Origin of the sequence: Rhodoferax sp. U2-2l, from assembly GCF_020594515.1 — a bacterium.
In the GTDB taxonomy this organism is placed as follows: domain Bacteria; phylum Pseudomonadota; class Gammaproteobacteria; order Burkholderiales; family Burkholderiaceae_C; genus Rhodoferax.
This window is the reverse complement of record NZ_JAJCTH010000008.1, coordinates 85,670-103,188: the sequence shown is the minus strand read 5'-3', so window position 1 is coordinate 103,188 and position 17,519 is coordinate 85,670. Positions and strand designations below refer to the sequence as shown.

General features: G+C 62.1%; 20 protein-coding genes. 13 read left to right on the top strand and 7 right to left on the bottom strand.

Going from position 1 to position 17,519, the window contains the following annotated elements:
* Nucleotides 1-43 precede the first annotated feature (43 nt).
* Nucleotides 44-1,879: an ABC transporter ATP-binding protein/permease gene (locus LHU53_RS09255; protein ID WP_304621930.1), complete on the top strand. Its 1,836-nt coding sequence runs from the start codon at nucleotides 44-46 to the stop codon at nucleotides 1,877-1,879.
* On the opposite strand, the gene LHU53_RS09250 is transcribed toward LHU53_RS09255, so the two are convergent.
* The 4 genes from LHU53_RS09250 to LHU53_RS09235 are packed head-to-tail and all read right to left on the bottom strand — an operon-like array spanning nucleotide 1,840 to nucleotide 3,851.
* Complete coding sequence (locus LHU53_RS09250) at nucleotides 1,840-2,169, bottom strand: GGDEF domain-containing protein (protein ID WP_227332355.1); 330 nt, start codon at nucleotides 2,167-2,169, stop codon at nucleotides 1,840-1,842. The genes LHU53_RS09255 and LHU53_RS09250 overlap by 40 nt on opposite strands.
* Before the next feature lie 9 nt (nucleotides 2,170-2,178).
* Nucleotides 2,179-2,319 (bottom strand): hypothetical protein, encoded by a 141-nt coding sequence (locus LHU53_RS09245; protein ID WP_227332354.1) that lies wholly within the window; start codon nucleotides 2,317-2,319, stop codon nucleotides 2,179-2,181.
* 55 nt (nucleotides 2,320-2,374) lie between these two features.
* Nucleotides 2,375-2,674, bottom strand: a complete 300-nt coding sequence (locus LHU53_RS09240) for a flagellar basal body protein (protein WP_227332353.1) — start codon at nucleotides 2,672-2,674, stop codon at nucleotides 2,375-2,377.
* 43 nt (nucleotides 2,675-2,717) lie between these two features.
* Complete coding sequence (locus LHU53_RS09235; RefSeq protein ID WP_227332352.1) at nucleotides 2,718-3,851, bottom strand: SPOR domain-containing protein; 1,134 nt, start codon at nucleotides 3,849-3,851, stop codon at nucleotides 2,718-2,720.
* 100 nt (nucleotides 3,852-3,951) lie between these two features.
* Here LHU53_RS09235 and LHU53_RS09230 point away from each other — a divergent pair, with 100 nt between their 5' ends.
* From LHU53_RS09230 to rhtB, 7 genes are all read left to right on the top strand, one after another.
* Nucleotides 3,952-4,557, top strand: a complete 606-nt coding sequence (locus LHU53_RS09230) for a hypothetical protein (protein ID WP_227332351.1) — start codon at nucleotides 3,952-3,954, stop codon at nucleotides 4,555-4,557.
* Nucleotides 4,558-4,803: a hypothetical protein gene (locus LHU53_RS09225; protein ID WP_227332350.1), complete on the top strand. Its 246-nt coding sequence runs from the start codon at nucleotides 4,558-4,560 to the stop codon at nucleotides 4,801-4,803. It begins immediately after the preceding gene.
* Nucleotides 4,804-4,829: 26 nt separating this feature from the next.
* Nucleotides 4,830-5,885 carry a dihydroorotase gene (pyrC, locus tag LHU53_RS09220; protein ID WP_227332349.1) on the top strand — a complete coding sequence of 352 codons (1,056 nt, stop codon included), beginning with the start codon at nucleotides 4,830-4,832 and terminating at the stop codon, nucleotides 5,883-5,885.
* 45 nt (nucleotides 5,886-5,930) lie between these two features.
* Nucleotides 5,931-6,878 (top strand): NYN domain-containing protein, encoded by a 948-nt coding sequence (locus tag LHU53_RS09215; RefSeq protein ID WP_227332348.1) that lies wholly within the window; start codon nucleotides 5,931-5,933, stop codon nucleotides 6,876-6,878.
* Nucleotides 6,875-7,693 (top strand): DUF3025 domain-containing protein, encoded by an 819-nt coding sequence (locus tag LHU53_RS09210; protein ID WP_227332347.1) that lies wholly within the window; start codon nucleotides 6,875-6,877, stop codon nucleotides 7,691-7,693. The genes LHU53_RS09215 and LHU53_RS09210 overlap by 4 nt, the downstream gene beginning before the upstream one ends.
* Nucleotides 7,694-7,788: 95 nt before the next feature.
* Nucleotides 7,789-8,664, top strand: coding sequence for a protease HtpX (gene htpX / locus LHU53_RS09205; RefSeq protein ID WP_227332346.1), 876 nt, complete (start codon nucleotides 7,789-7,791; stop codon nucleotides 8,662-8,664).
* 417 nt (nucleotides 8,665-9,081) lie between these two features.
* Nucleotides 9,082-9,711 (top strand): homoserine/homoserine lactone efflux protein, encoded by a 630-nt coding sequence (gene rhtB / locus LHU53_RS09200; RefSeq protein ID WP_227332345.1) that lies wholly within the window; start codon nucleotides 9,082-9,084, stop codon nucleotides 9,709-9,711.
* 87 nt (nucleotides 9,712-9,798) lie between these two features.
* Here rhtB and LHU53_RS09195 read toward each other — a convergent pair whose 3' ends face one another.
* The gene (locus LHU53_RS09195) at nucleotides 9,799-10,830 is read right to left on the bottom strand and encodes a LacI family DNA-binding transcriptional regulator (RefSeq protein WP_227332344.1); all 1,032 of its coding nucleotides are present in this window, start codon (nucleotides 10,828-10,830) and stop codon (nucleotides 9,799-9,801) included.
* A 171-nt stretch (nucleotides 10,831-11,001) separates the two neighbouring features.
* On the opposite strand from LHU53_RS09195, the gene LHU53_RS09190 reads away from it, so the two are divergent.
* Genes LHU53_RS09190 through LHU53_RS09175 form a run of 4 tightly spaced genes read left to right on the top strand, consistent with a single transcriptional unit; the run spans nucleotide 11,002 to nucleotide 14,373 of the window.
* A complete protein-coding gene (locus LHU53_RS09190) occupies nucleotides 11,002-11,505 on the top strand; it encodes a gluconokinase (RefSeq protein ID WP_227332343.1) in 504 nt (167 codons plus the stop codon).
* Nucleotides 11,502-12,014, top strand: coding sequence for a TRAP transporter small permease subunit (locus LHU53_RS09185; RefSeq protein ID WP_227332342.1), 513 nt, complete (start codon nucleotides 11,502-11,504; stop codon nucleotides 12,012-12,014). Before LHU53_RS09190 ends, LHU53_RS09185 begins: the two co-directional genes overlap by 4 nt.
* 4 nt (nucleotides 12,015-12,018) lie before the next feature.
* Nucleotides 12,019-13,311 (top strand): TRAP transporter large permease, encoded by a 1,293-nt coding sequence (locus LHU53_RS09180; RefSeq protein ID WP_227332341.1) that lies wholly within the window; start codon nucleotides 12,019-12,021, stop codon nucleotides 13,309-13,311.
* A gap of 42 nt (nucleotides 13,312-13,353) precedes the next feature.
* Entirely contained in the window at nucleotides 13,354-14,373 is a 1,020-nt protein-coding gene (locus LHU53_RS09175) for a TRAP transporter substrate-binding protein (RefSeq protein WP_227332340.1), read from the top strand.
* Between the two features lie 233 nt (nucleotides 14,374-14,606).
* Here LHU53_RS09175 and LHU53_RS09170 read toward each other — a convergent pair whose 3' ends face one another.
* Both LHU53_RS09170 and LHU53_RS09165 read right to left on the bottom strand, forming a co-directional pair.
* Complete coding sequence (locus tag LHU53_RS09170; RefSeq protein WP_227332339.1) at nucleotides 14,607-15,494, bottom strand: DMT family transporter; 888 nt, start codon at nucleotides 15,492-15,494, stop codon at nucleotides 14,607-14,609.
* A 237-nt stretch (nucleotides 15,495-15,731) separates the two neighbouring features.
* Nucleotides 15,732-16,091, bottom strand: a complete 360-nt coding sequence (locus LHU53_RS09165) for a hypothetical protein (protein ID WP_227332338.1) — start codon at nucleotides 16,089-16,091, stop codon at nucleotides 15,732-15,734.
* A gap of 33 nt (nucleotides 16,092-16,124) precedes the next feature.
* Between LHU53_RS09165 and LHU53_RS09160 the strand changes: the two genes are divergently transcribed.
* Entirely contained in the window at nucleotides 16,125-17,444 is a 1,320-nt protein-coding gene (locus LHU53_RS09160) for a cytosine permease (protein WP_227332337.1), read from the top strand.
* Nucleotides 17,445-17,519: the final 75 nt, after the last annotated feature.

Below are 17,519 nucleotides of genomic sequence, written 5' to 3'. Positions count from 1 at the left end.
TGGGTTGATGTATTGACCCGGATTGTCCCCCGAGATTTCCCTTATGCGCCGCCACTCTTCTGCCCTGTCCAGCGGCACGCTGCCCCCGAATGCCACCCACCCAGAGGCCGCGCGGTCTGACTGGTCGACGCTGCAGCGTCTGTTTCCCTACCTGTGGCAATACAAGTGGCGGGTGATCGCCGCGCTGGCCTTCATGGTGGGGGCCAAGGTGGCCAATGTGGGTGTGCCGGTGCTGCTCAAGGAATTGATCGACACCATGAACCCCAACACCAAGGGCGGCATGGATGCCAGCGCGCTCTTGGTGGTGCCACTTGGCCTGCTGCTGGCGTACGGGTTGCTGCGGCTGTCGACCACGCTGTTTGCCGAGTTGCGCGAGCTGATCTTTGCCAAAGCCACCGAAGGCGCCTCGCGCAGCATCAGTTTGCAGGTGTTTCGCCACCTGCATGCGTTAAGCCTGCGGTTTCACCTGGAGCGCCAGACCGGTGGCATGACGCGTGACATCGAGCGCGGCACCCGCGCCGTGCATTCGCTCATCAGCTACTCTTTGTATAGCATTTTCCCGACGCTGATCGAAGTGGCTTTGGTGCTGGGTTACCTGGCGGTCAAGTTTGATGTCTGGTTTGCCGGCATCACCATCATCGCGCTGGTGTTCTACATCACCTTCACCATTGTGGTCACCGAGTGGCGCACGCAGTTCAGAAAACAGATGAACGAGCTGGATTCCACCGCCCACAGTCGCGCCATCGACTCGCTGCTGAATTTTGAGACGGTCAAGTATTTCAACAACGAAGACTTTGAAGCCAAACGCTACGACGACAACCTGGAGCGCTACCGCAAGGCCGCGCTCAAAAGCCAGAGCACGCTGAGCTTTCTGAACACCGGCCAGCAACTGATCATTGCCGCCGGGTTGGTGGCCATGTTGTGGCGGGCCACGCAGGGTGTGGTGGATGGCCGGATGACGCTGGGTGACCTGGTGATGGTCAACGCCTTCATGATCCAGCTCTACATTCCGCTGGGGTTTCTGGGCGTGTTGTACCGCGAGATCAAGCAGGGCCTGACCGATCTGGAAAAAATGTTCGGCCTGATGGAGCGCGAGCGTGAGATTGCCGATGTGCCGGGCGCACCGCCGCTGGCGCTGACCACCAGCAATGCCAGTGTGCGTTTCCAGAACGTGCGTTTTGCCTACGACCCGGCGCGCCCGATCCTGCACGACATCAGCTTTGACATACCGGCGGGCAAAACCGTGGCGGTGGTCGGGCCGTCGGGTTCGGGTAAATCCACGCTGGCGCGACTGCTGTTCCGCTTTTACGACGTGCAGCAAGGCCAGATTCAAATTGCCGGGCAAGACATCAAACAGGTCACCCAAGCCAGCGTGCGTGCGGCCATTGGCATCGTGCCGCAAGACACGGTGCTGTTCAACGACACGGTGGAATACAACATCGCCTACGGCCGCCCCGGCGCCAGCCGATCCGAGGTGGAAGCTGCCGCCCGCGCCGCACACATCCACAGCTTCATCGCCGCCACACCCAAGGGGTACGAGACCATGGTGGGTGAGCGTGGGCTCAAACTCTCTGGCGGCGAAAAACAGCGCGTGGCGATTGCCCGCACGCTGCTCAAAAACCCGCCAATCCTGATCTTTGACGAAGCCACCAGCGCGCTCGATAGCGCCAACGAACGCGCCATCCAGGCCGAGTTGCAAAGCGTGGCGCAGAACAAGACCACCCTGGTCATTGCCCACCGCCTGTCCACCGTGGTCGATGCCCATGAAATACTGGTGATGGAAGCTGGCCACATCCTGGAGCGCGGCACCCACGCAGCGCTGCTGGCCGCCAACGGGCGTTATGCGCAGATGTGGGCGCTGCAGCAGAGTTCGGAGTAGTTGCCAGCCTTTCGGGCGGCCACCTCACCCAGCACGGCGTCGCCCGCCGGGTGTCCGTATGGGTCGTTGATGTGCTTGAAAAAATCCAGGTCCAGCATAAACACGCCCAGCGGTTGCCCGGTGCGTTTGGCCAGCGCCAGTTGGGTGGCCAGTTCCTGGATGATGGTGTCACGGTTGAGCAACGGCGTCAGCGCGTCATGCGTGGCCTGCTGTTGCAGCCGCTGCCGGGTGGTGGTGTCATCGAGCTGTGTCGGACAGCATGGCGGTGTGTCAGGCAGGCGTGCCCGCACCGGCTTGGGTCAGAGGATGGCGCCGCACTGGGCGGCCAGATCCAGCCGCAGGGCGCGGGTGTAGACCTTGAACAGGGTCGCCAGATCAATCACGGCGATGATTTCGCAGGACTCTTCTTGGCTGAAGCCCGCGTCCATCAAGGCAGCCAAGTTGCTGTCGGGCGGGCTGTGCTCAGGCGATGCCCAAGCGGTGGGTGCGCCGGGTTCAAGCGGTCAGATTCAGCAGGGCGCCTGCCATTTTGTCCTGGGTCTTGAACACCGCCAGGTTGGCCAGAAAGGCGTTTTTGGCCTGCAGTTGAGCCACCACATCACTTTCCAGCGCGGGGCCTGGCTGCACGGCAGAGGTCAAACCAGCCGATACACCGCCCCCGGCTTGCGCCCGCAGGGTCACCTGCTGCCGCGTGAAGCCTTCGGTGTTGAGGTTGGCCACGTTGTGGGCCGACGCCCGCAACTGGGTCTGGGCGGCATGCATGCCCGACAGGGCGATGGAGGAGAGTGAAACCATGGGGTGCTTCTTGGCAGAGGGGCGACAGAGATTGAATCTACCCTCAAGTACCGGCTTTGGCAAGCGCGGCATCCAGTTTGAGGGCTTTGATCTTTTGCACGGTGGCCTCGGCCTGTGCACGTCGGGTCAAGGGGCCCACCCGCACCCGGGTGCGCGGCCCCTGCGCGGTGGCCAGCGTCTGGCTGAAGGCGGGCAGACCGGCGGCTTTCAATTTGGCCAGCGTGTTGTTGGCGTTGTCCGGGTTGGCAAACAACCCGGCGTTGATGTAGTAAGCCTGCGTTGGTGCGGGCGCTGCGGTTGGCGCCATCTCGGAACCGGGTGCCGGGGTTGTCGCCAAGGCGGTAGAAACGGGCGCAGAGGCTGAAGCCAGCGCGGCCACTGGCTGTGCAACGCTGGTCAGCGGCGTGGACACCTCGGACGCACCGGCCTGCACCGGCGTTGCGGGCAGGTCTTGGGCGGCAGGCTCCCCAGCTGAGGCGGCTGGGTCAGCGGTCAAGGCCATTGGCTCCGGGGCGCTGGCCGGGCTGGACACGCTGACAAGTGCAGGCTCGGGTGCTGACGTCACAGCCGCCGCAGTGGGGGGCGACATGGGTGGCAGTGTCTCGGGCGCGGCGTCAGCCTCCGCCAACAGCAGATAGGCACTTGCGCTCAGCGCCAGCAGCAGCGCGTTCACCGTCAAAAGTGTGATGAAACGTTGGCGTGAGCTGGCTTGTCGCTCCAGCTGGGCGCAGGCCAGCGCCAGTGTCGGGTTGGCCTGGATGGCGTCCATCATCGCCTGGCGGCTGTGGTTGAAGAACAGGGCGTTGCCCCAGGCCCCCGACACCAGACAACCCAGGGCCAAGCCTGTGGCCAGCAGGCCGTACACCCCCTCGGGGGGCCAGTCAAACACCACTTGACCCAGCGCCACCAGCAGCAGCGCGAGGCCGAGCAGGCTGCCCGCAAACACCAGCGCTGCGCCCCATAGGCCGCGAAAGATCATCCAGTGGAGGTTGTAAACGCAGGCCGACCAGTTCCACGACAAAGTGGCTTCTCCGGCGGCTTCAAACCGGTGGAAGATGGGCAGATAATAATCATTACCAATGGGGCCAATCACCGCGCGATGCAAGGTGGGCATCGCCATCGCTGGCGAGCTGTCCAGCGAGGCGGCGGTGTCAGCAGAGGCTGCGGGCTCGGTCATGGTTTATTTTGGCATGCGTCCCTGCGGCTGAACAAGGCCTGTCAGAAACTATTGATTAAATAGCAACAAGCACATACGGAACAAGGGCTGGAAGTCGTCTATGGATATATTTATTTCGGTTTTCATCATCGGCTGGGGTTTGCACTCGTTCACCCAGCGCGATCAGCAGGTGCGCATTGCCCTGCTGGGCACCTTTCTGGCCCGCTACCAGATCGAAAAGCTGATGGAAAACCTGATCCAGGGTTATTTGCGCGCCTTGGGCGAAACCGACAAAGAGCGCCAGGACGCCATCTGGAGCATGCTGAAAACCGCCGAGACCGAGCTGGTGGTGCAGTTCAACGCGTTTGCGCTGGCGTTTGCCAAAGTGACCGAGCCGCAGGCGCGCATCAGCAAGCTGCCGTTTGCCCTGCCGCACACCGCCAAGTGGCTGCCGGGCTACACCTTTGATGCACGCAAGGCGCTCAGCATCCATGCCCACGCCATTGCCCAGGCGGCCAGCGCGGGGGAGGCCACCTCGCCCAAACAGAAGGCCTTCACCATGATGGCCGAGCTGTTTTTGATGCAACACACCTGCCACTGGTTTTGCCGCTCCAAGATGGTGGCCTCGGCCCGGCTGATGGCGCGGCACAAAAGCCCCTATGCCCAGGTGCTGGCTTCGGTGGCACCGCAAACGCGCAAGGCGTACGGCGCTCTGGTCGGGGTCTGAATGCCCGCGCCGGGTCTGTTGGGCCGCTTGAAGACGGCGCTGCTGGGCGCCAAAACGCCGCCCACCGATTACCAGCGCGCCCAGGCGCTGATTGCCGCCATCGACGCCGGCGGCATCCCGCTCAACGCGGCCCGGGTGAACGAGATTGCACGCCGATTGGGCCTGGATGTGGCCGCCAAAGCCCCGGTGGAAGACACCATTGCCCGCATTCGTGTGGCGCTGCAGCGCCAGGCCCCGCCAGCTTGACCCGCCTTTTGGGGACAATAGGCGCCATGACCTCCACGCCCACCCCCCTGCAAACCCTCACCCTGACCCGCCCGGACGACTGGCACCTGCATGTGCGCGACGGCGACGCGCTGGCCACCGTGGTGCCGCACACCGCCGCCCAGTTTGCCCGCGCCATCATCATGCCCAATCTGCGCCCGCCGGTGACCACCGCCGCGCAGGCGCAGGCCTACCGTGCGCGCATCCTGGCGGCCGTGCCGCAGGGCATGGCGTTTGAGCCGCTGATGACGCTGTATCTCACCGACAACCTGCCCGCTGATGAAATTGCCCGCGCCCAAGCCGCCGGTGTGGTCGCGCTCAAACTCTACCCCGCCGGTGCCACCACCAACAGCGACGCGGGCGTGACCGACATCCGCAAAACCTACCAAACCCTGGAAGCCATGCAGCGCGCGGGCCTGCCACTGCTGGTGCATGGCGAGGTGACCTCGCCCGACATCGACCTGTTTGACCGCGAGGCAGTGTTCATCGACACGCAACTCATCCCGCTGCGCCGCGATTTCCCTGAGTTGAAGATCGTGATGGAGCACATTACCACCGCCGAGGCGGTGCAGTACGTGCAGGCGGCAGACGCACGCTTTCAGGCGGCCACGCTCACTGCGCACCATCTGCTTTACAACCGCAACGCCATCTTCACGGGTGGCATCCGCCCGCATTACTACTGCCTGCCGGTCCTGAAACGTGAAACCCACCGCCTGGCGCTGCTGGCCGCCGCCACCAGCGGCGACCCCAAGTTTTTCCTGGGCACCGACAGCGCACCCCACGCGGTGCACCTGAAGGAACACGCCACAGGCTGCGCCGGTTGTTACACCGCCCACGCGGCCATGGAGCTGTATGCGCAGGCCTTTGATTCGGTGAACGCGCTGGACAAGCTGGAAGGTTTTGCCAGCTTTTTTGGTGCCGACTTTTACGGCCTACCGCGCAACATCGACCAAATCACCTTGCAGCGTGACAGCTGGACGCCGCCTGCCAGTTACCCCTTTGGTCAGGCCGAACTCAAACCGCTCGCTGGCGGTGAAGCCCTGGCCTGGCGGCTGGTGGCCTGATCTCGCCGCTTCACGTCAGGCCCGCGTGCAACACAAGGAAACCCCATGAACATTTTTCTGATCGACGCGGACAACCTGAATTCAGGCGCCTGGGTGGATGAAGCCTTTCGGGTGCTGGCGGAAACGGAGGGCCCCTTGCCGGTGCGCCGTGCCTACGGCAGCGCGGAGAACCTCAAGGCCCTGGCCGACACCTTGCGTGCCTGGGCGGTGCGCCCATTTGTGAATCTGGCGCTCACCAAAAACACCACTGACATGGCGCTCGCCGTGGACGCGATGGAACTGGCGTGCCAGGTGCCCGCGCCGCAACGCATCATCATCGGATCGGGCGATGCCGATTTCACCCCGCTGGTGGTGCGCCTGCGCGAGCGCGGTATCCGCGTGGTGTGTGTATCCGAGCGCAGCAAAATGGGCCGCGAAGCCGTGCCTGCTTACGATCGGGTGATTCTGGTCGGGCCAGAACATGTGCCGCAGGACAGCGCAGCGCCAGATGGCCGCACCGCCCCGGCGCGCAAGACAGCACGTAAAACCGTCGCCAAAAAAGCCACGACCCGCGCGGTGCCAGTGGACAACCCGGCGCCGCAAGCCGCGCCTGCCGTCGCGGCACCGGCCAAAAAAGCAGCCAAAAAAACGGCCCCGCGCCCCAAAGCCAGTGCCAGCCGCCAGCCAGCCGACCAAGCTGCAGACGCCAGTCCCCCGGCGCCAGCCAAGCCGACCACCACCACGCCCGAGGTGACCGAGGCCACCAAGCCGACCACTGCGAGGGTGAATCCCGCCCCCGTGCTGGACGTGGCTGCCATTCTGGCGGCTGTGCCAGCCTTGCAAAACGGGCAGCAGTTGCCCATCAATGTGGTGGCCAAAGCCTTGCGGGATCAAAAAATGCTCGGCCCGAACGCCGCCTCGCCCAAGCTGCTGGGCAAATTTCCGGACGCCTTTGAGCTGCTGCCCGCTGGCAAACCGAACCTGGTGCGCTACCGCTTGCCCGGCGCATCGTGAGCCCGCAGCTCGCCGCTGACCTGGGCGCCATCGACTGGCGCGCAGCCTGGTTGGCGCCGTGGTGTGCGGCAGGCGAGCCCGCAGCCCGGCAGGTGCTGGCGGGTGTACCGCAGCCGCAAGCTCTGAACGCCGCTTGCTTGATCCATTGGCCAGTGGCCGAACCCGCCCCGGTGCGCTTTGTGCCGCAGTCCGAGTTACCGCCAGGCACCGCTTACGAGCAGTTTATTTTTGACGGCCAACAGTGCCCCACGCGTGAGGGTTTGCACGACTTTTTCAACGGCTTGGCCTGGCTGGTGTTTCCGCAGACCAAGCGCCGCCTGAACCACTTGCACATGGCCCAGATCGCGCACAGCGGCATTGCCCCGGTGCGTGGCCCGGCGCGTGACGCCCTCACCGTGTTTGACGAAAACGCCGCCCTGTTGCGCGCCCCGGACGCCTTGTGGGACGCGTTGGTAGCCAAAGACTGGCAGCAGGTGTTTGGCGAACTGCGTCCGTTGTGGCAGCAGGCCAGCCTGGTGCTGTTTGGCCATGCCTTGCTGGAAAAATTGGTGTTCCCAAGAAAATCGATCACCGCCCATGTGTACCGGGTGTTTCCAGCGGCAGACACGCTGGCAGACCTGGATACCTGGCTGGCAAACGACCTGACAGCGGACAAGCTGGCGACCAAACCGTTTGCCCATTTGCCGGTGCTGGGCGTGCCGCACTGGTGGCCAGACAACGACGTGCCGGGGTTTTATGACGATCCGACTGTTTTCAGGGCCGCTCGGACGACGGCGTTGGCGGCTGCCAAATCGCCAGACCGCGTGGGGAATTGACACCGAATTGGCTTGAAATTGCGATGCGCACCCTTACCATTCGCAGCTCGTGGCGGTCCACCCGTTGGTGCGCCGCTCTTTTTTAGAGGGAAATCATGAAACGCATCGCTCTTTTTGTTCTCACCAATGTCCTTGTGGTCGTGGTGCTGGGCATCGTGGCCAGTTTGCTGGGGGTCAACCGTTACCTGGCCGCCAATGGCCTGAATCTGGGCGCCCTGCTGGGCTTTGCCCTGGTGATGGGTTTTGGTGGCGCCATCATCTCCTTGCTGATCAGTAAGCCGGTGGCCAAGTGGAGTTCAGGGGTGCGGGTGATCGACCAGCCGTCCAACGCCGACGAGGCATGGATTGTCGAAACCGTGCGCAAGCTGTCGGAGAAGGCCGGTATCGGCATGCCTGAAGTGGGTATTTTTGAAGGCGCGCCCAACGCGTTTGCCACCGGTGCGTTCAAGAATTCGGCGCTGGTGGCGGTGAGCACTGGTTTGCTGCAGGGCATGAAACACGACGAAATCGAGGCGGTGCTGGGTCACGAAGTGGCGCACATTGCCAATGGCGACATGGTCACGATGACGTTGATCCAGGGCGTGATGAACACCTTTGTGGTGTTCCTGAGCCGCGTCATCGGTTACGCAGTGGACAGTTTTCTGCGCAAGGGTGACCAGGAAAACACCGGCCCGGGCATCGGGTACATGGTGACGACCATCGTGCTGGACATCGTGCTGGGTTTTGCCGCGGCCATTGTGGTGGCCTGGTTCAGCCGCCACCGCGAGTTCCGCGCCGATGCCGGTGCCGCGCAGTTGATGGGGCGCAAGCAGCCGATGATCAATGCCTTGGCCCGCTTGGGTGGCATGCAGCCAGGTGAGTTGCCCAAGAGCGTGGCGGCGTTTGGCATCGCTGGCGGCATCGGTCAGTTGTTTTCGACCCACCCGCCGTTGGAAGAGCGCATTGCCGCCTTGCAAAACGCACAGGGTTAAAGCACGCCGTATTTTGAGTTTCTCGGGTATTTCAGCCCCAGACGTGGTTGGTCCACGCTGGGGTTTTTTTATGGGCTGGCCTTCCTGCATCTGGTGACGTCCTCACAAGACTCGGGACGACGCGGCACTCAGCTCCGCGGCTGTCCCCCGGCCCTGCGGGCCTCCTCCTTGATGCCGCTGCGCTGAGTACCACGCCGTCCCGAGTCCGCACCGTGGTTGGCATTCGATGTGGAGATCCCTGTCTTCAATCCGCAATTCGCACGCTGTTGGCCACCGAGGACACTGGGGTGAATGGTGTAGCGAAATCAAGGAGGAGACCGCAGGTCGGGGGACATTCGCGTAACCATTTACCCCAGTGTCCTCGGCGAGTACCCAATGGCAAGGGATTGGTTCCCGCATAACCGCTAGACTTGCCCAATGGAACTTTCAACCTGGCTCACCTTCTTCGCGGCCTCCTGGGCCATCAGCATTTCACCCGGCCCGGGCGCCATCGCGTCGATGAGCGCGGGGCTCAACCACGGTTTCAAATACGGTTACGTCACCATCTTTGGCCTGGTGCTGGGCATCTGGACGCAGCTGGCCATCGTCGGCGTCGGGCTGGGGGCGCTGATGGCCACCTCCAACACCGCGTTTGTGGTGGTCAAGTGGTTGGGCGTGGGCTATCTGGTGTGGCTGGGCATCCAGCAATGGCGGGCACCGGCGCGGCCGATGGTGGCAGCGTCTGACAGCGGCGAGGTGGTGACACAGCGGTCGCTGATCCTGAAAGCCTGGATGATCAACGTGGTCAACCCCAAAGGCACGGTGTTTTTGCTGGCGGTGGTGCCGCAGTTCATCAGCACCGCACAGCCGCTGTTGCCGCAATACCTGATCATTGGTGCCACGCTGGCGTTCACCGACATGGTGGTGATGGCGGGCTACACCGCACTCGCTTCGCGGGTGCTTGGGGCGCTCAAGCAGCCGTCGCACATTCGCGCCATGAACCGGGTGTTTGGCAGCTTGTTTGTGGTGGCTGGGTCGCTGCTGGCGCTGTTCAAGCGCGCTGCCTAAGGGCGTTGTCCGCCTTCAGGTTGCCGTGGCTGACATGGCGATTCGCCCGTGGTCTGTCACGTTCAGCGGCTTATTTAAATGCCTGGCTCAGGTGCTGTCCCGCACCACCAGCCGGTAACCCAGGTCCACACACGGGGAGGCCACCGGCTCGCGGTTCATCAGTGCCAGCAGCATGGCGGCCGCCGCACTGCCGATTTCGCTGCGCGGCGTGTGCACGGTGGTGAGTGTGGGCAGCATCTGGTCGCTGCCTGTCAGGTCGTTGAAACCGGCAATCGCCACCCGCTCTGGCACGGTCAGCCCGAGACGCAGCGCCGCCAGCAAGGCACCCTGCGCCAAGTCGTCGTTACAGAAAAAAACCGCGTCCACCTCGGGCTGCGCCTGCAGGATTTGCGCCAGCATCTCGCCACCCAGCGCCATGGACGATGGCGCGGGGTTCAGCCATTCCAGCTTGGGGTCATACAGCCCGGCTTGGGTGAGTGTCTGGCGCCAGCCTGCCAGGCGCTGCAGGGTGCGCGGGTCGAGTTGGGCACCGGCAAAGGCAATGCGCCGTTTGCCACGTGCCAGCAGGTGCCGGGTCATGTCGGCACCTGCATCGGTCTGCGAAAACCCCACGCTGTAAACGCCCTCGGCGGCAGAGGCTTCCATCAGGTGCACACAGGGCACACCGCTTTGCGCCATCAGGGTGCGGGTGGCGTCGTTGCGCTCAAAGCCGGTGACCAACAGGCCCGCCGGGCGGTGCTGCAGCAACTCGCGCAGCAAATATTCCTCTTCGTTGGGGTCGTAATGGGTCACCCCCATCAGCATCTGGTAGCCCGCCGGGCGCAGGGTGCGCTGCACGGCTTCCAGCACATCCACAAACAAGGCGTTGGACAGCAGCGGCACCAGCACCACCACCTGCGCGCTGTGGCGCGAGGCCAGGGCGCGGGCCGCCGGGTCGGGCACATAACCCAGCGCTTTGGCCGCAGCCTGCACACGCTCGACCAGCTGTGCGTCCACCGCGCGTTCACCGCGCAGTGCACGTGACACGGTGATGGGGCTGACCTCGGCGGCACGCGCCACATCGGCCAGAGTGACGCGCCCCGTGGCGCGTGAGCGGGATGATTTAGCGGGCTGAGACAAAGGGTTTGTACCTATACGCGGTCAGTTTGATGGGTGTAGGATAGCGCTATCCAAGTGTCATCGTCAAGTTCAAACCGTCATTGTGACCGGCTGCTGTAGCGGTTCCCATGGCCTGCGGTGCTTGACATGACTTTTTATTGATGTCAATGGGATAGCGCTATCCAAACCAATATGAACCTCTCGATCGTGATCATGGGTGTGGCCGGTTGCGGCAAATCCAGTCTGGGGCAAGCGGTGGCCCAGGCGTTGCAGCTGCCGCTGGTGGAGGGGGATGACTTTCACAGCCCTGAGAGCCGTCAAAAAATGAGCCAAGGCATCGCCTTGACCGACGATGACCGTGCAGGCTGGCTGGATCGTTTGTCCGACCAGTTGCGCCTGCACCCAGGCGGCATGGTGCTGACCTGCTCGGCGCTGAAAAAAGCCTATCGGGATCGCCTGCGTCAAGCCGCACCGGGGCTGCGTTTTGGCTTTTTGCAGATCAGCCGCGACGAGGCTCAGGCACGTGTGGGTTCGCGCGATGCGCATTTTTTCTCGACCACCCTGGTGGACAGCCAGTTCGCGACCCTGCAGGACCCCAGAGGTGAGGCGGGCGTGTTGACGCTGGACGCCACCCAACCGTTGCAACAACTCCAGGCCGAGGTTGCCGCCTGGATGATGGACAAGGCGTTGACATGAGTGCCGATGCCAACCAAGCCCGGCCAGAGAGCCTCTTTCGGCGGGTGAGCAGCACCCTGATGGCGATCTGCCTTGGGGTGATGGCCGTGTCGGTGTTCATTAACGTCGTCCTGCGCTACGGCTTTGGCAGCGGTATCGCCGCCAGCGAGGAACTGTCGCGTCTGTTGTTTGTCTGGATGGTGTTCATTGGTGCCACGGCCGCCTACCCGGCGGGCGAACACATGGCGTTCACCAGTCTGGTGGGCATCTACAGGAAGCGCCCGAAGATCATGGCGGCCATCGCTGTGCTGGTGCGCCTGCTGGTGTTGCTGGCCTGTGTTCTGGTGGGGCGAGGTGCCTGGCAGCAGGTGGTGGTGGGGCTGGACAGCCAATCGGTCGTGCTGCACTACCCGACGGCGCTGTTGCCCTTGCCGGCCCTGCTGTGTGCCGTGGCCATTGGGGGGATGGCCTTGGTCGAATTGATCAAACGCAGCCCGCTGGACCTCGGTCACGGCTTTGACGTGGAGTGACATGATGAGCAACGAAGGTTTGGCGTTTCTGGTTTTTGTGTTTGGCATGCTGGGCCTGATGGGCATCGGCTTGAACATGGCGCTGGCGCTGGTGCTCACAGGTGCCGGCATGGCCTGGGTGCTGGATTTTTGGGACACGCAGCTGCTGGCGCAAAACCTGGTGGCCGGGGTGGACAGCTTTCCGCTGCTGGCGGTGCCGTTTTTCATTCTGGCGGGCGAGTTGATGAATGCCGGTGGCATCAGCCAGCGCATCATCATCATGGCCCAGGCCTGGGTTGGCCACATCCGCGGCGGACTCGGTTTTGTGGCGATTGGTGCGGCCGTGTTGATGGCCAGCATGAGTGGCTCGGCGCTGGCCGATACCGCCGCGCTGGCCACCATTTTGTTGCCCATGATGCGCCAGCAGGGCTACCCGATGCAGACCTCGGCGGGCCTGATTGCCTCGGGCGGCATCATCGCCCCGATCATCCCGCCCAGCATGCCGTTCATCATTTACGGGGTCACCACCAACACCTCGATTTCGCTGCTGTTCCTCTCAGGCATCGTGCCGGGCCTGATCATGGGCGCGGGTTTGATCATTGCCTGGAAGCTGGTGCTGCGTGATATGGACTTGCCACAAGGCACGCCGCTGCCCATGTCAGCGCGCATCAAGGCGACGTTCAAGGCTTTTTGGGCGCTGTTGATGCCGATCATCATCATTGGCGGCCTGAAATCCGGCATCTTCACACCGACCGAGGCGGCGGTGGTAGCGGCGTTTTACGCGCTGGTGGTCTCGCTGTTCGTCCACCGGGAAATGAAAATTGGGCAGGTGCATGGTGTGTTGGTGCGGGCCGCCAAAACCACCGCCATCGTGATGTTCTTGTGCGCCGGCGCGCAGGTGGCCAGTTACATGATCACCCTGGCTGACCTGCCCACGGTGTTGACCGGCTGGCTGGGGCCGCTGGTGGACAGCCCCCGAACGCTGATGTTTGTGATGATGATTGTGCTGGTGCTGATTGGCACCGCCCTGGACCTGACGCCCACCATCCTGATCTTTGCCCCGGTGATGCTGCCGATTGCCGTCAAGGCGGGCATTGACCCGGTCTATTTCGGGTTGATGTTTGTGCTCAACGGGGCCATTGGCCTGATCACCCCGCCGGTTGGGACCGTGCTCAATGTCGTGGCCGGTGTCGGGCGCTTGTCCATGCATCAGGTGATCAAGGGGGTGAACCCGTTCCTGCTCACCTACGCCCTGATCCTCTTCGCTTTTGTCTTGTTTCCGCAGATCGTCACCGCGCCCGTGGCGTGGATGCGCTGAGTTTTTTCGCCCGTCAACTTCCCACAACCCCAGGAGATTTTCATGACATTTCTTCGCAGAACCCTCATCGCCGCCGCCAGCGTGGCCTTGCTCAGTGCCTCGTTTGCGGCTGCAGCGCAAGACATCAAACCGCGCCTGATCCGTTTTGGTTACGGCCTCAACGAACAAAGCAACCAGGGCCGCGCCGCCAAGGTGTTTGCCGACGAGGTGGCCAAACTCTCGGGTGGCAAGATGAAGGTGCGCGCCATTGGCGCCGCCGCCTTGGGGCCTGACAACCAGATGCAACAGGCGCTGATTGGTGGCGCGCAAGAGATGATGGTCGGGTCGACTGCCACCCTGGTGGGCATCACCAAGGAAATGGCGCTGTGGGACACGCCGTTCTTGATCAGCAACGTGAAAGAAGCCGACACCCTGCTCGACGGCCCGATTGGCGACAAGGTGCGCAACAAACTGCAGGAAAAAGGCCTGGTGGGTCTGGTCTATTGGGAAAACGGCTTCCGTAACCTGACCAACAGCAAACGCGCCATCACCAAGATGGAAGACATGCAGGGCATCAAGCTGCGTGTGATGCAGAACAACGTGTTTTTGAACAGCTTCCAGACGCTGGGTGCCAACGCGATCCCGCTGGCGTTCTCAGAGTTGTTCACCGCGCTGGAAACCAAAACCGTGGACGGCCAGGAAAATCCGTTCAACACCATCCTGTCGAGCAAGTTCTACGAAGTGCAGAAGTACATGACGGTGACCAACCACGTCTACAGCCCGTGGATCGTGACGGTCAGCAAAAAATGGTGGGACCAACTCTCCAAAGACGAGCAAAAGGTGCTGATGGACGCTGCCACGACCAGCCGCGACTTTGAGCGCAAAGACACCCGCGCCGAAGCCGCCAAAGCCATGGGCGACCTCAAAGCCAAGGGCATGGAGATCAATGAGCTGTCTCCCGCCGAATCCGCCCGCATGCGCGACAAGCTGACCAAGGTGTACGCCAGCATCGGCGCCGACATCGGCATGGACCTGTGGAACGAAACCCAGGCTGAGTTGAAGAAGATTCGCGCGGGCAAGTAAGTGTCGCCACGGCCTTGGGTGGCCTGGCGTCGTATCCTCGCTGTGGACCAACACGGCAGGTACTGCGCCAGCCGCTCCCGCTAGCCTTCGACGGTGGCGCGATTGGTGGCCCCTCATAAAAACGCCCCGGCTACACCACACCATGCCCTGCTGACCAAGGCTCAAGCACGCCACTTGTCGACGGCAGGGTCGCTAGATCGTCATGCCGTGCTCGCCATGACATCAAAATGCCATCAGGCTTTGGCCATCGCACGGCTGGGCGCCAGCACTGAGACCATGGACACCACCATCAACCCGACGGCCGTCCAGTCTTGCCAGTGCAGTTGTTCGCCCAGCCCCAGTGCGCCCGAGAAAACACCCAGGATGGGAATCATCATCACACTCAGCGTCGAGGCAATCGGCGGTAGCGTGCGCGCCAGCGTCAGCCAGACCGCCTGCGCAAAGCCAAACACCAGCACCGCGTTGTAAGCAATGGCAAACCAAGTCCGCCCCGACGGCATCTGCCACTGCGGATATTCCAGCGCCACACAAAGCACCGTCATCGTCAGCGCCGTGATCAACATCATCCAAAACGCCAGCGTGAGGGTCGGCACGACCAATCGGGTATTGCGCATGAGCTGCGTGCCGTAAGCCCAGGTGGCCGCCGCCGCCAGCGCGCCCAACACCGCCAGCGGCTGGCCCGACAGGTTGGCCATTTCGTTCCACAGCAGCAGCCCGACGCCCAGCGCTGCCGCCGCCACGCCGATCCAATTGCGCAGCCGCAGCCGTGTGCCGAAAAACCAGGCGCCCAGCAGCGCCGAGAAGATCGGCATGGTGTACCCCAAAATGGCCGAGCGCCCGCTGCTGAGGTACTTGATAGCCAAAATAATGAGCACGTTCCAGATCACCAGATTGGTCATGGCGAGCCAGAACACCTCGCGGTAGTCTTGCCGTGACACCTTGAATGGCAACTTGCGCGTCACCATCACCGCCACCACCACCGGCAGCCCCAGCCACAGACAAAGACTGCGAAAGGTCAGTGGCGGGAAGTCCGTCACGCCCAACTTCATCACTGGCCAGTTGAATCCCCAAACCAGGGTCAGCAAAGCCAGGAGTACGAGTTGTTTTCGGTTGAGTTGCATCGGCGAAATGGCAAAAGAATGGACGGGAACGAAGATCGAGCGGGCGCATGTTGTGGCGGTATGCGCGTTGTCCTGCTCACCCCTTCAGGCACGTTAGCGCGGGCCATTTAAGACGTGAGGCGCGATTGTCCCCGACATGCTGGTGTGAATCTGGACCCAGATTCATCCCAAAACGACGGCCGGTTCGCGCACAAAGCCAGCCAGATCGACGATTTTGGCGCCGCCAAAGTTCATGGTTTACAGCGTGGCCGATCGGGTCAACGCCGTCTCCTCACCCAGCGCTGCGCTCTCAAAAGCGGGGCAAATCTCTTCACCGACCATCGCATCTGCAGGCCACGAAGTGGCTCGTCCACGGTTGGCTTTTTCTGATGGTTTCGCGCCATGGTGCCAGCCAGAGTGGGTGATGCATTTTTCAACAATCAAGACCGCATTGATGAGAAGTGACTTGCGCTTGACGCCTGCGCTCTTGCCTTTTTGACCACGCTTGGACAATTTCTGCACCAATTGAAGCGACGACACATTTCGAATGTTCAGCGCACAAACAGCCGGCCCGCTGATTTTTTTCGAGACGGCAGGTAGGGCCACAGGCGCGGTCATGGGAACAAGCATTTTTTAAAAGGAAGGTCAGATATGTCAGGTCAAAACGTAGAGAGCTCGTTGCTGGATCCGGAATTCGAGCACACCCCGGTGCCACTGGCGCATCGAAAACCATTTGCTTCGGTGGCGGCTGTCTGGTACAGCTTTCCCATGGTTCTGACCAGCGCGGTCATCGGCGGCATCGTGACCGCCTTGCTTGGATTCAAAGTGGGCGCGGCAGCCATCCTGACGGGCAACATGATGCTTTGCGTCATCGTCGGCGCCTTGAGCTACCTGGCGGGCAAGACTGGAGAAAACTTTGCCATTACCGCCCAAAAGACCTTTGGGCGATTTGGCTATTACGTTGTTTCGGGCTTGCTTTCCACGGTGGTCATCGGCTGGTTTGCCCTCATGGTGGGTCTCACCGGCGACACGATGTTTCGTGCGTTTGGTGCCAACCTGCTGTTGATGACGCTGCTGGGCGGCGTCCTCTACATCGGCGCCACCTTCATCGGCATCAAGGCACTGGCTATTTTGGGCTGGATCGCCGCACCTTTGTACGTTATTTTGGGCGGTGTGTCGGTCGTGATCGCACTGAAGACCGGCAATGCCGACATCTTCAATTACCAGCCTATTGCAACGGCGGGGGCCATGTCGTTTGGCGCGGCGGTGACTTTGGTGTTTGCCACCTTTTCCGACTCTGGCACGATGACCGGAGACTTTACGCGCTGGGCGCGCAATGGTCGTGAAGGCTTTTTGGCAGCGTTCACCGCTTTTCCGTTCGCCAAATTCATGGCGGAAATGATTGGTGCCGTGATTGTCGCAACCGGCGTTGTGCTGTCTCCTGAACTCAATGGTGGTGACTTCATTTCGATCCTGTCGGGACAAGGCACGCTGCTTTCCATCCTGGCTGTGATTTTTGTTTTTATCAATCTGGGCGTGGGCTGCACCCACTGCCTGTACAACGGCGCAGTGGGCTGGTCCCACATGACGGGTGGAAAAATGCGGTCGCTCACCCTGATTTTGGGTTCTATTGGTGTCCTGGTTGCCATGACTGGCATTTGGAACGCTTTTCAGGACTGGCTCAATCTGCTGGGCTTGATTGTTCCGCCCATAGCCACCATCATCATCATGGATCGGCTGGTTCTGCACAAGAAGTTAGCCAACCATGCGCAGGGTGCCGTGACCTGGCGGCCGCTGGCCTTTGGTGCCTGGGGCTTGGCATCGACCGTTGCCCTGGTGGTCAATTTTTATGCCCCTGAACTCTCAGTTGTTGCCTGTGGCATTGTTTCTTCCGCCATCTTCTTTTTTGTGGGCAGTTTGTTTGTCAAGCCTGTCACCGCCACGGCATCCATGCTTAGACAAGGTGAGTAGCTGGCAGGTAGCGCCTTGACGGGCGTGGCGTGGCGCAGCCGTGCACGCATGGGCCCTGCCGCTTGCACGCCTCAG

Excerpts from the sequence above, each read along its gene's own strand:
- LHU53_RS09240 (WP_227332353.1), bottom strand. The coding sequence starts at position 2,674 with ATGGTTTCACTCTCCTCCATCGCCCTGTCGGGCATGCATGCCGCCCAG.
- htpX (WP_227332346.1), top strand. The coding sequence starts at position 7,789 with ATGAAACGCATCGCTCTTTTTGTTCTCACCAATGTCCTTGTGGTCGTG.
- LHU53_RS09255 (WP_304621930.1), top strand. The coding sequence starts at position 44 with ATGCGCCGCCACTCTTCTGCCCTGTCCAGCGGCACGCTGCCCCCGAAT.
- LHU53_RS09230 (WP_227332351.1), top strand. The coding sequence starts at position 3,952 with ATGGATATATTTATTTCGGTTTTCATCATCGGCTGGGGTTTGCACTCG.
- LHU53_RS09190 (WP_227332343.1), top strand. The coding sequence starts at position 11,002 with ATGAACCTCTCGATCGTGATCATGGGTGTGGCCGGTTGCGGCAAATCC.
- rhtB (WP_227332345.1), top strand. The coding sequence starts at position 9,082 with ATGGAACTTTCAACCTGGCTCACCTTCTTCGCGGCCTCCTGGGCCATC.
- LHU53_RS09175 (WP_227332340.1), top strand. The coding sequence starts at position 13,354 with ATGACATTTCTTCGCAGAACCCTCATCGCCGCCGCCAGCGTGGCCTTG.
- LHU53_RS09235 (WP_227332352.1), bottom strand. The coding sequence starts at position 3,851 with ATGACCGAGCCCGCAGCCTCTGCTGACACCGCCGCCTCGCTGGACAGC.
- LHU53_RS09160 (WP_227332337.1), top strand. The coding sequence starts at position 16,125 with ATGTCAGGTCAAAACGTAGAGAGCTCGTTGCTGGATCCGGAATTCGAG.
- pyrC (WP_227332349.1), top strand. The coding sequence starts at position 4,830 with ATGACCTCCACGCCCACCCCCCTGCAAACCCTCACCCTGACCCGCCCG.
- LHU53_RS09225 (WP_227332350.1), top strand. The coding sequence starts at position 4,558 with ATGCCCGCGCCGGGTCTGTTGGGCCGCTTGAAGACGGCGCTGCTGGGC.
- LHU53_RS09185 (WP_227332342.1), top strand. The coding sequence starts at position 11,502 with ATGAGTGCCGATGCCAACCAAGCCCGGCCAGAGAGCCTCTTTCGGCGG.
- LHU53_RS09165 (WP_227332338.1), bottom strand. The coding sequence starts at position 16,091 with ATGACCGCGCCTGTGGCCCTACCTGCCGTCTCGAAAAAAATCAGCGGG.
- LHU53_RS09180 (WP_227332341.1), top strand. The coding sequence starts at position 12,019 with ATGAGCAACGAAGGTTTGGCGTTTCTGGTTTTTGTGTTTGGCATGCTG.
- LHU53_RS09215 (WP_227332348.1), top strand. The coding sequence starts at position 5,931 with ATGAACATTTTTCTGATCGACGCGGACAACCTGAATTCAGGCGCCTGG.
- LHU53_RS09170 (WP_227332339.1), bottom strand. The coding sequence starts at position 15,494 with ATGCAACTCAACCGAAAACAACTCGTACTCCTGGCTTTGCTGACCCTG.